The organism is Ruegeria sp. BH8, from assembly GCF_056538065.1.
Genome location: NZ_JBQFSP010000002.1, coordinates 88144 through 101924, shown reverse-complemented (window position 1 = coordinate 101924; position 13781 = coordinate 88144). Strand labels below are relative to the sequence as shown.

General features: G+C 58.8%; 13 protein-coding genes. 3 read left to right on the top strand and 10 right to left on the bottom strand.

Annotated elements, in window-relative coordinates; genetic code table 11:
• Positions 1 to 39 precede the first annotated feature (39 nt).
• The 3 genes from ACR0AD_RS07545 to ACR0AD_RS07535 are packed head-to-tail and all read right to left on the bottom strand — an operon-like array spanning position 40 to position 3246.
• Positions 40 to 492: a DUF6173 family protein gene (locus ACR0AD_RS07545; RefSeq protein ID WP_267364542.1), complete on the bottom strand. Its 453-nt coding sequence runs from the start codon at positions 490 to 492 to the stop codon at positions 40 to 42.
• A gap of 4 nt (positions 493 to 496) precedes the next feature.
• Positions 497 to 1543 (bottom strand): MBL fold metallo-hydrolase, encoded by a 1047-nt coding sequence (locus tag ACR0AD_RS07540; protein ID WP_480486601.1) that lies wholly within the window; start codon positions 1541 to 1543, stop codon positions 497 to 499.
• Positions 1543 to 3246: an acyl-CoA dehydrogenase gene (locus ACR0AD_RS07535; protein WP_480486599.1), complete on the bottom strand. Its 1704-nt coding sequence runs from the start codon at positions 3244 to 3246 to the stop codon at positions 1543 to 1545. Before ACR0AD_RS07535 ends, ACR0AD_RS07540 begins: the two co-directional genes overlap by 1 nt.
• A 138-nt stretch (positions 3247 to 3384) precedes the next feature.
• Here ACR0AD_RS07535 and ACR0AD_RS07530 point away from each other — a divergent pair, with 138 nt between their 5' ends.
• Positions 3385 to 4335, top strand: a complete 951-nt coding sequence (locus tag ACR0AD_RS07530) for an L-threonylcarbamoyladenylate synthase (RefSeq protein ID WP_480486597.1) — start codon at positions 3385 to 3387, stop codon at positions 4333 to 4335.
• Here ACR0AD_RS07530 and ACR0AD_RS07525 read toward each other — a convergent pair whose 3' ends face one another.
• Complete coding sequence (locus tag ACR0AD_RS07525) at positions 4336 to 4890, bottom strand: YqgE/AlgH family protein (RefSeq protein ID WP_480483069.1); 555 nt, start codon at positions 4888 to 4890, stop codon at positions 4336 to 4338.
• Positions 4891 to 5047: 157 nt separating this feature from the next.
• On the opposite strand from ACR0AD_RS07525, the gene ACR0AD_RS07520 reads away from it, so the two are divergent.
• Positions 5048 to 5848: a protein-disulfide reductase DsbD domain-containing protein gene (locus ACR0AD_RS07520; RefSeq protein ID WP_480483067.1), complete on the top strand. Its 801-nt coding sequence runs from the start codon at positions 5048 to 5050 to the stop codon at positions 5846 to 5848.
• A 4-nt stretch (positions 5849 to 5852) separates the two neighbouring features.
• Complete coding sequence (locus tag ACR0AD_RS07515; protein ID WP_480486596.1) at positions 5853 to 6272, top strand: NUDIX hydrolase; 420 nt, start codon at positions 5853 to 5855, stop codon at positions 6270 to 6272.
• Here ACR0AD_RS07515 and ACR0AD_RS07510 read toward each other — a convergent pair.
• From ACR0AD_RS07510 to ACR0AD_RS07485, 6 genes are all read right to left on the bottom strand, one after another.
• Positions 6269 to 9670: an efflux RND transporter permease subunit gene (locus ACR0AD_RS07510; RefSeq protein ID WP_480486595.1), complete on the bottom strand. Its 3402-nt coding sequence runs from the start codon at positions 9668 to 9670 to the stop codon at positions 6269 to 6271. The genes ACR0AD_RS07515 and ACR0AD_RS07510 overlap by 4 nt on opposite strands.
• A 5-nt stretch (positions 9671 to 9675) precedes the next feature.
• Complete coding sequence (locus tag ACR0AD_RS07505) at positions 9676 to 11124, bottom strand: efflux RND transporter periplasmic adaptor subunit (RefSeq protein ID WP_480486830.1); 1449 nt, start codon at positions 11122 to 11124, stop codon at positions 9676 to 9678.
• A 106-nt stretch (positions 11125 to 11230) separates the two neighbouring features.
• Complete coding sequence (moaB, locus tag ACR0AD_RS07500) at positions 11231 to 11773, bottom strand: molybdenum cofactor biosynthesis protein B (RefSeq protein WP_480486593.1); 543 nt, start codon at positions 11771 to 11773, stop codon at positions 11231 to 11233.
• Between the two features lie 6 nt (positions 11774 to 11779).
• Positions 11780 to 12400, bottom strand: a complete 621-nt coding sequence (locus ACR0AD_RS07495; protein ID WP_480486592.1) for a LysE family translocator — start codon at positions 12398 to 12400, stop codon at positions 11780 to 11782.
• On the bottom strand, positions 12397 to 12996 hold the full coding sequence (locus ACR0AD_RS07490) for a metallophosphoesterase family protein (protein WP_480486590.1): 600 nt from the start codon (positions 12994 to 12996) through the stop codon (positions 12397 to 12399). The genes ACR0AD_RS07495 and ACR0AD_RS07490 overlap by 4 nt, the downstream gene beginning before the upstream one ends.
• Positions 12993 to 13760: a uracil-DNA glycosylase gene (locus ACR0AD_RS07485; protein ID WP_480486588.1), complete on the bottom strand. Its 768-nt coding sequence runs from the start codon at positions 13758 to 13760 to the stop codon at positions 12993 to 12995. Before ACR0AD_RS07485 ends, ACR0AD_RS07490 begins: the two co-directional genes overlap by 4 nt.
• Between the last annotated feature and the right edge of the window lie 21 nt (positions 13761 to 13781).

Genomic DNA, 13781 nt, shown 5'->3' with positions numbered 1-13781 from the left:
GATACATTCATTCAAAGGCGCGCAAACGTGAATTGCAAGTCAGCTGTCTTTCAGGTCTGCAGCTAGGCGGAACCCGATGCGGTTGGCTGGCTTGTCTTCAACCGATTTGGGAAGCGCACGCAACATCACGTTCAACTGGCTGACATGTTGCACCAGTTGCGTGCGGGCTCCGGTCCCGTCGGACCCGTAAAAGGTTATCATGTCGGGGTCGAAATAACCCATCCCCTCGATCCGCATTACACCTGCATCGCCACCGGTGAACCCCATCGCGACCTCATGATCGCCGTCCAGCGTCTGTTCGAAATTCTGGATGTACAGGATTAACCGCTCGTATGCCCATTGTGCGGGGCTCTTGCTAGCCACCGGTTTTTTCAACGTCTCGGGCAGTTTTTTGCTTCCGGATTCGGCTTTGGGATCGGCGTGCACCTCGTAACACTTTGGCAAAGCTGCGGCTTCTGCGGCCTCGGCCGAGGTTTCGATCTGGTCCTGCATTCGTCTACCCTTTGCGTTGATACAACCATGCCCCATCCGCGCGTTGCGTCCGGGTTACTGCACCAATGTGGTAGAGGTGATTTACATGTGCAACCGCCTCGACCAGCGCAAGGCCATACTCACCCTCGCGGATTGTACGTTTGAACAGCGGCATAAAGCAGTCAGCGGCAGATTTGGGCTGATCCAGATGATCCAGCAGCCGTTCCAGCGCGCCATGGTGGTTGTCAATCAGCTGCTTCATACGCAACGGCAGACCCGTGAAGGGCAGTTTGTGCCCACCCAAAACCAGATGATCGGGACGGGCGAGTACCTGAAGCCTCTCACAGGCCTCCATCCATCCTGACACTGGATCGGCCATGGGTTCGGTCGCATAGACACCCAGATTGGGACTGATCGAACTTAAGATCTGATCGCCGCTGAGTACCAGATTGTCATCGCGGCTCCAGAAGGTGGCGTGTTCCGGTGCATGGCCATTGCCCATATGAACGTCCCAGTCACGTCCGCCCATACGGATCACGTCACCCTGCTTGATCCCGGTAAAACCCAGCGGCATGGGATAGACCGTGTCGGCAAAATTAAAGGGCCGGTCCGCCATCCGTTTGTTCAAAACTTCGGATGCCATGCCCGCGCTGCGATAGAAACCCAGCGTTTCTTGCGGCCAGGTTTCCTGCACATCCAGCGTCAGCATCCGCGCAAACAGCCACGAGGTGCGGCTTGTCACCAGCTCGGCGCCGTGTTCCGTCTGAAACCATCCGGCATTGCCAACATGGTCGGGATGGTGGTGAGTCACCACCACCCGCCTGATCGGCTTGCCTGCAAGAGGTCCGGCCATCAATGCTTCCCAGATGCGCCGCGTCTTGTTCGAGGACAGCCCCGTATCGATCACCGTCCAGCTGTCGCCATCGTCCAGTGCGTAGATATTTACATGGTCCAGCGCCATAGGCAGGGGCAACCGCATCCAGAGAACACCTTGGGCAATCTCGGTGGCTTCGCCCTGCGCGGGCGGTTCAGACCACGGATATCTGATCCCCAATACGTGATCCCCGTCCATCAAACTGCAAACTCGTCCGTGCTCAGCGCGAAAAGGTCATCCGCCCCGTTCTGTGCCCGTGCCAAAAGGCCCGTATGTTCGGGCAACAGGGCGTTGATATAATACCGCGCCAGTTTCGCCCGCGGCCCCTCTGGGTCGGCAAGGGCTGCGGTCAGGTGATAATGCCCGCCCAGCACCCGGGCAAATGCCTGCAGATAAGCAACTGCGCCTGCAAAGCGGTTATTCATATCGTCCTGTGCCACCAGCCATTCTGTCGCCTCGCGCAGCGTTTCGGTGGCTTCCCAAACAGGGCCCGCCAGATCAGGCAGTGTTGCACGGGCGCGTTCAGCCTGGTCTTCAATCTCATCCAGCAAGTTCGAAGCAGCCTCGCCCCCGTCCATCATCTTCCGCGCAACAAGGTCCATCGCCTGAATGCCGTTGGTGCCCTCGTAGATCGCGGTGACACGCGCATCGCGATAGAACTGAGCTGCGCCGGTTTCCTCAATATATCCCATGCCACCATGCACCTGGACCCCTGTTTCAGCCACACGCATCCCGGTCTGAGTACCAAACGCCTTGCTGATCGGCGTCAACAGCGCGGCCCGCGCAGCCCAATCGGCGTCACCAGTGGCCTCTGCCATATCGATCGCAACCGCATTGGCCAACAGGATCGCGCGCGCGGCATAAACATCAGCACGCATATCCAAAAGCATACGGCGCACATCCGCATGATCGATGATCGTCCCGGACGGCGTTTTGCCTTGTTTCCGTTCCAGCGCATAAGCCACCGCGTGCTGATATGCACCTTCGGCCACGCCCACGCCCTGTCCGCCCACGCCCAGGCGCGCATTGTTCATCATGGTAAACATGGCCGCCATACCGCCATGTTCGGCACCCACCAGCCAGCCTTTGGCTTTGTCATATTGCATCACGCAGGTGGGCGACCCGTGCAAGCCCATCTTGTGTTCCAGCGAAACCACTTTCAGATCATTGGCCACGCCAGGATCACCATTTTCATCAGGCAGGAATTTGGGGACAAGGAATAACGAGATCCCTTTGGTGCCGGGCACCCCATCGGGAAGGCGGGCCAGTACCAGATGGCAGACATTCTCGGTGAAATCGGTATCGCCCCACGAGATGAAGATCTTTTGACCGGTGATCGAATATGTCCCGTCACCGTTCGGCTCAGCCTTCGCAGACAGCGCGCCAACATCCGATCCAGCCTGAGCTTCGGTCAGGTTCATGGTGCCCGACCATTCCCCCGTCATCATCTTAGGCAGATACAGCGCTTTCAATTCGTCGCTGGCGTGATGCTCCAACGCCTCGATCTGGCCCTGAGACATAAGCGGCGCAAGTTGCAGCGACAGGCAGGCGGCACTCATCATCTCGTTGACCGCCGTGGTGATGGTCATAGGCAGCCCCATCCCCCCGTATTCAGGATTACCACTGATCCCGATCCAGCCACCTTCGGCAATTGCCTTCCAGCCGTCTGCATATCCCGGAGAAGTTCGCAGCACGCCATTTTCAAGCCGTGCAGGTTCCAGATCACCGGGGCGCTGCAGAGGGGCCATCACCTCTTCGCACATCTTTCCAGCTTCGGTCAGGATCGCATTGACCACATCCCCGCTGGCATCAGCAAATTTATCCGTCGCAGCGACCTGGTCGAACCCGACCACTTGGTCCAGCAGGAACTGGTAATCTGAAATTGGGGTGCGGTAGGGCATGATCACTCTCGAAGGCTAACAATTCAGAACATATCGGCAGGCTTGGAATTGTGGGCAAGCGCCGGTAAGCGTATGAGCTTGGATCAATTACCTACTGTCCCTTATGTTTCAAGCAACCAAAACGCGGCGTCACCAGTTATGATCTCAACCGGCACTCAGGAATTGACGGCGGATCCCGGCGGTATCGCGCGGGCTGCAGATATGTTGCGACAGGGCCTTCTGGTCGCTTTCCCGACCGAGACGGTCTATGGCCTGGGCGGCGATGCCCGCAACGGGCAGGCGGTGGCATCGATCTACGAGGCCAAGGGGCGGCCCAGCTTCAATCCGCTGATCGCACATGTCGCTTCGGTCGCCGCGGCGCAACGGTATGTGCAATGGTCAGATCAGGCCGAGCATCTGGCGCAGGCCTTTTGGCCCGGTCCGCTTACCTTGGTTTTACCCTTGCGCGAAGGGCACGGGATTTCATCGCTGGTGACGGCAGGTTTGGATACGCTGGCCGTGCGCGTTCCGGCACATCCGACAGCGCGCGCGCTGCTGGCCGAATTTGATGGCCCGGTTGCGGCGCCTTCGGCAAACCCGTCGGGTCAGATCAGTCCGACCACGGCAAGTCATGTCTGGTCGGGTCTTGGCGGCAAGATCGCGGCTGTTCTGGATGACGGGCCGTGCGGTGTCGGGCTTGAATCCACCATCATCGGCCTGGCTGGGGAACCTGCACTTTTGCGTCCAGGTGGCATCGCGCTGGAGCAGGTCGAAGAGACGCTGAAAATGCGTCTGCATTTGCATCAATCCGGTGATCTTCTGACCGCCCCCGGCCAGTTGCAATCACACTATGCGCCGGACGCTCCGGTCCGTTTGAATGCCAAAACCCGTCAGGGTGACGAGGTGTTTCTGGGATTTGGGCAGGTAGAGTGCGACCTGAACTTGTCCGCCACTGGCAACTTGACCGAAGCGGCGGCAAATCTGTTTGCGTTTCTGCATCAGCTGAACGAAACCGGGCGACCGATTGCCGTTTCTCCGATCCCTGACACGGGTTTGGGGGCGGCAATCAATGACCGGCTGCGGCGCGCGGCGGCACCCCGTGACAGCTGATCACGCTCGCCCCGCGCTGGCAGAAAGGGTCAGCGGGTCCACGCCCAAAGAAGCCAACGCTGCCTCCCATTTCGCATCATCGGGCACATCGAAAACAAGTTTCGACGTTGCCTCGGTGGTTAGCCAGCCGTTCATGGCAATTTCATCCTCAAGCTGACCGGGCCCCCAGCCGGAATAGCCCAGCGCCAGCATCGAGTTCAGCGGCCCAGTGCCTGACGCCAAATCCTCGAGCACATCAAGTGTCGCCGTCATGCTGAAATCCTCGGAAATCTGCATTGAATGCAGGTTGGCCTCGTAATCGGCGCTGTGAAGGACAAAGCCGCGTGACATCTCGACCGGCCCACCGAAATGCACAAGGCGTTCGCCGACAATCGGAACACGGCAGGCGATGTTCAGTTGACCCAGCAAAGTCTTGATCCGCAGGTCCGAGGGCTTGTTCACAATCAAACCCATGGCACCGTCGTCACCATGACTGCACACATACACCACCGAATGGTCGAATCGCGGATCTCCCATACCGGGCATCGCAATCAACAGTTTTCCGGTCAGGTCCATGGGCCGCCATCTCTTTCTCAGAACACCTCAACAATGGCCCCGCAGCATGTCTATTGGCAAGAGAACAACAGGTATTTTAGCGGATTTCATCCCAGTGAACAGAACGTGACTTGGAATCCGGGTCAACGCCGCGCATTTAAGAGGGATGAAGATGTCGATGAAACACACTGCTGTCGCCGCACTCGTTTGCCTGCATCTATCCGCCCCGGTTGCCGCTCAGGGTCTGGACGGCGTGGTTCAGCTGGATGTTCTGGATGGCGGACGGACTGCAAACGGCACTTATCTTACCGCCTTGAAGCTGACGCTTGAGGATGGTTGGAAAACCTACTGGCGCGCGCCTGGAGATGCTGGCATCCCGCCGGAAATCAACTGGAAACGCTCAAGCAATGTCGGGCGTGTTGAAATCACATGGCCTGCCCCCGATGTCTTCGATCAGAACGGGTTGCAGTCGATCGGTTACAAGAACCAACTGGTCCTTCCGATTGAGATTACGCCGCGCAACCCTGCCAAGCCGGTCCGATTGCAGGGCGAAATGGATCTGGGCGTTTGCAAAGACGTTTGTATTCCGGAACGTCTGGGCTTTGACCACACACTCGACGCCAATGCCGGGCGCCATCCCGCGATTGCCGCCGCACTGGCGCAACGCCCTTATTCCGCGCAAGAAGCTCGCGTGTCCAGTGCCACCTGTCGTCTGACGCCGACTAAAGATGGTATGCGTATCGAAGCACGAGTGACCATGCCATCGGCAGGTGGTCATGAAGTGGCTGTGATCGAACCCGGCAATCCCTCCCTCTGGGCGTCGCAGCCGGTTGCGCAACGGCAAGGTGATACGTTGGTGGCCGAGGCCGAGATTATCAATGCATCGGGCACACCCTTTGCACTGGATCGGTCTGAAATCCGGATTACAGTTCTGGGCGCCAATCACGCAGTTGATATTCAGGGCTGCAGCGCAGGCTGAATTCATGACCCAATCACCAAAAATCGGTGCCCTGGCCGTTGTTCTGCATCAGGATCAGGTTCTTCTGGTTCAGCGCAGCAAGCAGCCCGACGCCGGGCTGTGGGGGTTTCCCGGTGGCCATGTCGAATGGGGTGAAACCGTATTGGAAGCGGCACAACGCGAATTGCTGGAAGAAACCTCGGTGATCGCGCAGTCGTCACATTATCTGAAAAATCTGGACCTTGTGCGCCGAACCCCAGATGGGCTGATCGTGTCCCATTACCTGCTGGTCGGGGTCGCCTGCCAGTATCGCTCGGGCACGCCAAAGGCCGGTGACGACGCATTGGATGCCCGGTGGTTTCCCGTCGATCAGATACGCCAGGGCAACCTGCCCATGAGCGCGCGGGTCATTGAGCTTATGGAATATGCCTTGCGTGCGGTTTAAGCATCTGCCGATTTCGTGAGGCGACCATAAAGCATGCCTGAGGCAGCAATGCTCAGAATCACAATCGGCACAGCTCCGGCAACAAACGCGCCCAGCCCCATTTTCAATGCGGCAATGCCATCATCACCGGGATAAAGACCTTGTAATATGGCAAGCGGTGCACCGTTGATGGCAGGCCAGATCATCGTCAAGGCAAACCAGACCCCAAGCATCGCGCCGGTTCCGGCCAACGCGCCACGAACAACCTTGTCAGGGGCCCGCGCCGCGCGGCGCATGGCTGTCATCGGACGTGCCACGTCATTGAGAACTCCCAGCAAGGCAGGCACAAGTACCAACACCAGCAACATTCCGAAACCAAGCCCGTAGACCAGTGTGATTACTGTCGGTTTCAGGAACTGCGCCTGTTGAGAGCCTTCATATAGTAAGGGCGCAAGGCCAAGAACCGTGGTCAGCGTGGTCAGCATGACAGGTCGCAACCTGTCCGCCGTGCCATCCAGAATAGACGGAATCAATCCGCGATCCTGCTGGTATGCGTCAATCGTGGTCACCAAAACGATCGAGTCGTTGATGATGATGCCTGTCATGCCCAGCAACCCGACCACCGTGAACATGCTAAGCGGCACCTCCCAGATGTAATGGCCCCAAATCGCCCCGACCAGGCCAAAGGGAATAATCGCCATAACCACAAGGGGCCGTGTCCAGCTGGCAAACACCCAGGCCAGTACAAGATAAATACCGGTCAGGCACAGGATCAGACCATTGCGGGCCTCGGACAGGAATTCGTTTTCCTGTTCGCTCAGACCCGACATGCGCCACTCAACCTGCCTTTCGGCTGCGATATTGGGCAGGATCTCGTCCTGCATCACGCGTTCAATTTCGGCGGCCCGTGCCGGATCGTCTTCCGAGATGTCACCTGTTACTGAAACCACCCTCAGGCCGTTTTCACGCCGAACCGTCGAAAACCCGGACTTGCGTTCGACCGAAACGATATCAGCCAAAGGTACATAGACTCCGTCAGGAGAACGCATCAGAGTTCGTTCCAGAAAATCTGCTGTCAGTTCACCTTCGGGCAGTTCGACACGGATCTCGGCACTGCGCGGCCCGTCGGGGAAGGTTGCGGCCTCAATCCCGTTCAAACGGTTGCGCAAAGCCCGCCCCAGCGTTTCGATCCGAAAGCCCAGCGCCTGACCTTGTGCCGTCAGATCAAGAAGAAACTCTTCCTTGTCATATGCCAAAGTGTCCTCAAGCGCCGAGACTTCAGGAAACTTCGACAGCGCGGTTTGCAAATCTTCAGATGCGGCTTTCAGGACATTTACGTCCGAGCCATAGAACTGCACGTCGATGGCGTCGCCACCGGGGCCAGATCGCCAACCACGGAAGCTGATCACTTCGACCTTGGGGTGGCGCGGTACGAAATCCTGTAGCTCGCCCACAAACTCAAAACTCGAATAGGGGCGCAGATCGGCGTCGATCAATTCAATCGAAATACCACCCAGCACACTGCCGTCCTTGCCATCAGCCGCAGCAAGCGCACGCCCGGCATTGCCACCAACTTCGGCCAGGACATAGTCAATTGGATTTCGGCCATGACGCTCTTCGTAGATCCGGCCCAGTTCGTTGGTTGCGTCCTGTAGAATGCGCATCATTTCAAGCGTATCTGACCGGGTCGACCCCTCGCGCATGATAAACCCGCCGCTGACTGAGCTGCGTTCAGGTGCGTTGAAGAACCGCCAGTTCACGTCGCCACGAATGAACAATGCGACCTGACTGGCCAGGATGGCGATCATCAGTGCGGCGACCACATAACGCGCCCAGATCACCCAGGCGATCAGCGGGCGGAACAAGTGATCCCGAACCCAACGAAAGCCACGATTGACGACACGGTTCGGCAGGTCGTACCAGTGTTCCTTGGCCGAATGCGCAATTGCGTGCGCCATGTGGTTGGGCAGGATCAGGAAGCATTCCACCAGCGATGCAACCAGAACGGCGATTACCGTGAAAGGGATATCGCGGATCAGTTCTCCGAAACGCCCTCCAACCAACGTCAGGCCGAAAAACGCAATCACCGTCGTTACCGTGGCGGCCAGAACCGGCATTGCCATTCGCCGGGCGGCACGCTCAGCGGCTTCCACAGGTGTCTCGCCCAATCGGCGTGCGCGATAATCGGCGTGCTCGCCCACGACAATGGCGTCATCTACGACGATCCCCAAGGTGATGATCAGACCGAACAGGGAAACCATGTTCAGCGACAGACCGCCCAGATACATCAGCGCGATCGCCGCCGACATCGCCACCGGGATACCCACCGCGACCCAAAACGCAATGCGCGCATTCAGAAACAGGAACAACAGGATGACAACCAGCCCCAGCCCCATCAGCCCGTTATCCACGAGGATGTTCAGCCGGTCGGTAATCGCTTGCGCACGGGTACGGATCAGATCAATTCTCACACCTTCAGGCAGGCTGGCCTGCATCTCGCGGGCTACGTCCTCGACCGTGTGCTGAATACCTATCGCATCTCCGAGGTTCGACCGGTCCACTCTGATGGACATGGCGGGATTGTCGCCCACATAATAGCTGCGGTGCCGGGTGACGTCTTCGATCCGAAGTGTTGCTATGTCACCAACCTTCAGCTTCGACCCATCTTCGTTCACCCGCAGCGCGATGCCTTCGATCTGTTCGGGCGTGCGTTTCTCAGTCCCTGCCCGGATACGAGCCCCGGCGCCTTCCACATCACCCGCAGGATCCGTGGTGACTTCAGCCCCGATCGCCGCCGCGATTTCCGCCATTGAGATATCATTGGCAATCAATTGCGCTGTGGTGACTTCGACAACAAGGCGCGGTGCGGCAATACCTCGGATAGTCGTGCGGGTCACACCAGATGCGAATAAACGATTGATAAGCTCATCCGTCAGCTTCGCCAGTTGAGCAGTATCGGTCGGCCCCGTGATCACTACATCCGTCACCCGATCACGCCACGCCCCGCGTTGAATCTTGGGCTCCTCAGCGTCTTCCGGCAGATCTGTGACAGCGTCTACGGCGGTCCTAACATCCTCGACAGCGCGGGACACATCCCAGTTGGGTTCGAATTCCAGCCTGATCCGGGTCCATTCATGATGCGAGGAAGCCTCGGTGCTGATCACCCCTTCGACGGCCAGCAGCGCAGGTTCCAGCAACTGCACGATTCCGGCGTCCATGTCCTCGGGCCCGGCGCCTTCCCAGGTCACGGATACATCGACGCGTTCCAGAATGACGTCCGGAAAGAACTGCGCCCGCATGTTCGGGATTGCCGCCGCGCCAAGAACCAGCATGACAAGCAACAGCAGGTTGGCAACTGTCCGATGCCGCGTGAAGTAACTGAGAATGCCGCCCGCCGCGCCAGGTATCTCGCGCATCATGGCGTTTATCCCCCAGCCCTGGTTTCAATGCTGCGCACCAAAGACGTCGGCACACGAGCTTCGCGCAGCCGGGTTAGAACCTGCGTCTTTTCCTTCGGAGGCATCGCACTGTTCGCCTCGACTTGCGCCACAAGTTCGGCGCGCTTCTCGTCCGTCAGCTCGACCATTCCGGGGTCTGCACCCGCCTCAAACCGCAGGGGCCGCACCCGCACGCCCGACCCAAGCAGGGGGGTTCGCCCGACGACGACCTCTCGCCCTTCCAAACCGTCGCCCCGCAGCAGAACCTCGTCCCCCTGGCGGCGGATGAGTTGAACCGGCAGGCTTTCCAAACGGTCATCAGGGCCAAGCACCAGAACTGTTCCGGATGCATCAAGGGCCGACGACGGCAGTCGGTAAACTCCGGCAAGCGGTTGTTCCTGAACTGAAACCGTAACGAAATCCCCGGGTTTAAACCCCGATGCCTCTTGCAGACGGGCATAGATCAACCGCCCGGTCTGGCCTTCACCGGCAGACCCGCTGTCGCGGCTAATCTGGCCAATCGCGGTCAGATCGGTCCCTGTCACTTCGAGCGATATGGTTACCGGCGCGTTGATCAGACGATCGCCGCCATCCAAAAGCCGCACATATTGCGCGGTCGACACCCGAAATGCCACCTCAAGGTCGTTGGGATCAACCAGTTCAGCCAGCTTTTCATTTGCCGATACCAGCCGCCCTTCCACAAGCGTCACATCCGTTAAAGTACCGCCAAAGCCCGCCCGGATTGTCATGTCGCCCAGATCACGTTCCGCAGCTTCCAGTGCTATCATGGCGCGGGCCAAAAGGGTTGATGCCTGATCCACACGGGATTCAGCCTGTGCCAGCGCAATACGCCGCGCCAGTACGGCCTGTTGCGCCGCTGCGGCAGCCAGTTCGGCCTCTTCCACGCTAGCGGCGGCCCCCACGCCCCGAGATTCCAGATCGCGTTGACGTTGCAACGCCCTTTCCCGCAGTTCCGCCTGAGCCTCAGCCGATTTCAGCTCGTCCTGCGCCAGCAGCAACGAGCGTTCTGCATCGCGCTCTTCAAACTGAGCGTCCAAGAGGTCGGACTTGGCCCGATCCAGTGCGGATTGCGCATCTGCCGGGTCCAGTTCAACCAGCACTTCGCCAGCCTCAACAATTCCACCATCTTCAAAGTCTTCCGCCAGCGCGACAACGCGACCACCAAGCGCCGCGCGCAACTCCAGCCTGCGGCGGCTTTGAACCTCTCCGAAAGCTTCAAGATATGGGGTGACGGTTTCCGCCTCGGCAGGCCGAACCGAAACAGCAAAGATCCTTTCTCGAGCGGGAGGTGTCGCGTTATCGTGCGTCAAAGCCTCCTGAACGGCCCCAACGATCATCTGCACGGCAACAAACAACAAAGCCAGCGCCAGAAACGCCAGAAAAATACCGACAAGACTATGCCGCAGAAATCGCATCAATCAGTTACCCCGGTTGCACCACGCTGCCGTCCACAACATGTAGCTGGATCAGGAAATATGCCAAGCCACAAGGCGGTTATACGGAATGGAACGTATGACCAGTCTACTTCCGTCGCAGATGTTCGTCCAATCTGGGCATTATTTCCACAAAATTGCACGGGCGATGGCGATAATCGAACTGTTTTTCCAAAATACCGTCCCACGCGTCCTTGCAGGCCCCCGGACTGCCGGGTAATGCGAACAGGTATGTCCCCCCTGCAACGCCCCCCGTCGCCCGTGACTGCACCGCCGAAGTTCCGATCTTTCCCATCGAGATGATCGTGAAGACAGTGCCAAAGGCTTCGATCTCTTTTTCATAGACATCGCGATGCGCCTCGACGGTGACATCGCGCCCAGTCAGACCCGTGCCGCCGGTCGAAATCACGACGTCGATCTGTTCGTCCGCCACCCACGCGCGTAACTGATCTGCGATCTGTTTGCGCTCGTCCCGAATTATCCTGCGATCCGCGACGACATGGCCTGCCTTTTCAATCCGGTCCACCAATGTCTGTCCCGAGCGGTCCTCTTTCATCGATCTGGTATCCGAAACAGTCAGTACGGCGATCTTAACCGGGATGAACTCCATGGTTTCATCAATGCGCGACATGTGGTGTCAGGCCCTTTCCAGAATGGCAAGCCGGACCGCAAGGGCCGCAAAAATGCCCCCTGTAATCCAGCCCAGAATACGTGAGGCGCGCGGATTCGAGACCAGATGGCGCCCCGCGCTTCCGGCGAAAACACCAACCAGCCCGTTCACGACGAACCCACCGATGCCGATGATTGTGCCGAAGATCAAAAACTGCATCAGGACCGACCCCCGCGACGGGTCTACAAATTGCGGGATAAAGGCCAGAACGAACAGAATAACCTTGGGGTTCGTCAGATTGACAAGCATCCCATCCCGAAAGGACAACCGGGCCGGTTTGACGGGGGCCTCGGCCGACACTGCGCCATTTCGAACAGCACCCCAGGCAAGATACAACAGGTATGCAACACCAACCCAGCGAATGACATCGAACAGCCATGGCAAGGCCGCAACCGCCGCGCCGAGGCCCAGCCCAGCTAGAAGGACCTGTATCATTCCACCCGCGGAAATCCCAGAACTTGCGGCAATTGCTGCGCGCGGACCTGATCGCAGGCCCTGACCGAAACAGAACATCATATCCGCGCCCGGTGTCAGGTTCAGCGCCAGCGCGGCGGGAATGAAGGCAAGCAGCGTTACCAACTCAATCATACAGCGACCTCGAACCAGTTTACCTTGGGGCCAAGGTTGGCGATCCGGGTGCGGCCGATCGAGCCGCGATATCCCCAGCTGTCGTGAATATGGCCGCAAAACGTGAATCGGGGCTGTATCCGCTCGATCGCGTTCCGAACAGCGATCGAGCCCACAGCCATGCCTTGCGAGGTCACGTCCCCATGGCCCTTGGGCGGTGAGTGCGAAATCAGGATATCTGCTCCGCTGCAGCGCGCCAGCAGTTCGGCGGCCTCACCCTCGGTCAGATCACAGGACCAATCACCAAACGGTGTGGGTGGAACACCGTAGCCAAGCCCGAACAGGCGCAATCCATCCACCGTCATTCCCGTTCCATGCAGAACATGCACACCCTCGGGCACAGTTTTGCCCAGATCCTCTGCGCTTTCTGCATTCCCGGGTATCAGGACCAGCGGCGCTGAAACGCCCGAAAGCATTTGCATCGCCTCGTCCAGACCCTGCCGCATATTGCAATAATCCCCTGCGCCGATAACCAGGTCGGCATCAGCGCTGGCCGCCACCAGATCAGCAGCGCGGTTGCGCGCCATATGAAGATCGGAAAACGCCAAGATCTTCATGACTCACCTCGCAGCCGGGCTTGTAACTCCAGCAGATCAGCCCAGGCCTGTCGCTTAATTTGCGGCTGGCGCAGCAAATAAGCTGGATGAAACATTGGGATCACAGGCAGGTCCATCGCCTGATCCCATTGGCCGCGCAATCGGGTAATCCCGCGCTTGCCCAGAACGGCCTGACAGCTGATATTGCCCATCACCACCAGAACCTCGGGCCGGGCCAACGCCACGTGACGTTCCAGGAAGGGCTTCATCATCCCGATTTCTTCGGGCTTTGGGTCACGGTTCTGTGGGGGCCGCCATGGCAGCACGTTTGTGATATAGACGTTCTGCCTGCGATCCAGATCAATCGCGGCCAACATGCGATCCAGCAACTGGCCCGCGCGCCCGACAAAGGGCTTGCCCTCGCGGTCTTCGTCGCGGCCCGGCGCCTCACCGATGATCATCACCCGCGCACCGGGCGTTCCATCAGCAAAAACCAACTGCCGCGCCCCGCGCTTCAGCTCGCAGTGATCAAAAGCTTCCATCGCATCGCGCAGCTGATCCAGTGACCCCGCCCCCTTGGCCGCTGCTTGCGCAACCGTTACCGGGTCGGTCTGTCCGGGCTTTGACGGGATGGCTGCCGCAACCTCTGCCTTCTTGGGTTTTGGTGAAGTGTCCGGCACCGAATATCGATCAACCGGAGCGTCCCCGATTGCCTCGGTCACGCCCAGTTCGACCTGCCATTCCAGCAGGGCCCGCGCAGAATAATAGTCCAAGCCCGATTCCATATGGATAATTTACCCGCCTGA